Annotated in this window: 1 protein-coding gene and 1 tRNA gene; both read left to right on the top strand. The window is 69.5% G+C overall.

The genetic code is table 11. From position 1 onward, the window contains the following. The first annotated feature begins 182 nt into the window (after positions 1-182). Positions 183-266: transfer RNA gene (locus tag GUY60_RS37105), tRNA-Leu, on the top strand. A gap of 413 nt (positions 267-679) precedes the next feature. Continuing rightward, positions 680-2103, top strand: a 1424-nt coding sequence (locus tag GUY60_RS37100; RefSeq protein WP_188133277.1) for a DUF2252 domain-containing protein, incomplete at its 3' end; no start/stop codon positions are given.

The following is a 2103-nucleotide window of genomic DNA, read 5'->3' as shown; positions in this document are numbered from 1 at the left end:
ACCTCGTACGACGGTCCCTGCAGGTCCGGGGCCTGCCCATGCACGTTCCGCGCCCACGGGCCGTGGCCGTCCGTGCCGGTGAGGGCTGGCCAAACGGATGTGAATTCACCCTCTGCAGCGTGCTAATCTTCTGGATGTCGGCAGGCGCCCGCAGCAAGCGGGAGCCGGGCGACACACCCAATGCGCGGGTGGCGGAATAGGCAGACGCGCTGGATTCAGGTTCCAGTGCCCGAAAGGGCGTGGGGGTTCAACTCCCCCCTCGCGCACAAGCTGAAAGCCCCGCAGGTCATCGACCTGCGGGGCTTTTGCTATGCCCGCAGGATCTGGTGGTGCTCCGGCCGCGGTCCCGTCGCGGTCCGATCGCGGTCCGGTCCGTTCAGGCGGGGTCGCTGCGGTGGCCTTCGCGGTGGGCCGGAGTGCGGAAGCTCACACTCGGCTTCGGGTGGATGTGAGGCAGATCTGAGGTGGATGCGGGGTCGCGATCTTCTCTCTATGCGTGACCGGGGTCACGTGGAGGAGGGGGTCGAGTCTCGGTACGAGCAGCCCCGTCCGGCCCCGTCCAGAGTTATCCACAGGCCCTGACCGTCCCCGCCCCCCCGCCGGTAACGTCGATCCCAGTCAAAGCCACACCGCCCGACAACGGCGGCGAACCACGGGGGAGGCGGTCCACGTGACCGAGCTGGACACCGCAGTACCGGGACAACCCACACCTGGCGACCGACCCCGACCCACACCCCAGCGCCTCCCCCACGTACCAGGCTTCGCGCCCACAGCCGGCGAAGACACCCCGAAACGCACCGGCAAGAACCTCCGCACCCACGTACCGCGCTCCGCACACGCCCAGAGCGCCCCCACCGACGACCGCCCCGACGCCGCCACCGCCGTCGAAGAGTCCAACCACGGCAGGCTCCCCGAACTCGCCCCCATACGCGTCGGCAGGATGGCCGCCACCCCCTTCGCCTTCCTCCGCGGCTCCGCCGGACTCATGGCGTACGACCTGGCCCGCACCCCCATCACCGGCATCGGCGCCCAGATCTGCGGCGACGCCCACGCCGCCAACTTCGGCCTGTACGGCGACGCCCGCGGCGAACTCGTCATCGACCTCAACGACTTCGACGAAACCGTCCACGGCCCCTGGGAATGGGACCTCAAACGGCTCGCCACCTCACTCGTCCTCGCCGGCCGCGAAGCAGGCGCCAGCGAAGACAACTGCCGCACCGCAGCCCACGACGCCGCCGGCGCCTACCGGCGCACCATGCGGCTGCTCGCCAAACTCCCCGTCCTCGACGCCTGGAACGCCATCGCAGACGAAGAACTCGTCTCCCACACCGACGCCCACGACCTACTCGGCACCCTCGAGCGCGTCTCCGAAAAGGCACGCAACAACACCAGCGGACGCTTCGCTGCCAAATCCACCGAAGTCCAAACCGACGGCAGCCGACGCTTCGTCGACGCCCCACCCGTACTGCGCCGCATACCCGACGCCGAAGCCACAGCCGTCGCCCAAGCACTCGGCACGTACCTCACCACGCTCCCCGAAGACCGACTGCCGCTCCTCGCCCGGTACGCGATCCAGGACGTCGCCTTCCGCGTGGTCGGCACCGGCAGCGTGGGCACCCGGTCCTACGTCGTACTGCTCCAGGACCACCGCGGCGAACCGCTCATACTCCAAGTCAAGGAAGCCAGGCCCTCCACGCTGCTGCCGCACCTGCCCGCCACCGGCTTCAAGGCCCCCGACGTCCCCCACGAAGGACGACGCGTGGTCCTCGGACAGAAACGCATGCAAGTCGTCAGCGACATACTCCTCGGCTGGACAACCGTCTCCGGACTGCCGTTCCAGGTACGACAGTTCAGAAACCGCAAGGGCAGCGTCGACCCCGCCGCCCTCGCAGCCGACCAGATCGACGACTACGGCCGCATGACCGGCGCGCTCCTCGCCCGCGCCCACGCACACAGCGCCGACCCGCGCCTCATCGCCGGGTACTGCGGCAAGAGCGAGGAACTCGACGAAGCGATCGCCGCCTTCGCGGTGACGTACGCCGACCGCACCGAAGCCGACCACGCGCGGCTCGTTGCGGAGATCCGGGGTGGACGGATCGGGGC

The sequence above is a fragment of the Streptomyces boluensis genome (genome assembly GCF_009908195.1).
Classification (GTDB): Bacteria; Actinomycetota; Actinomycetes; order Streptomycetales; family Streptomycetaceae; genus Streptomyces; species Streptomyces boluensis.
Note: the sequence above shows the minus strand (reverse complement) of the source record. Positions and strands in the feature narration are given on the sequence as shown.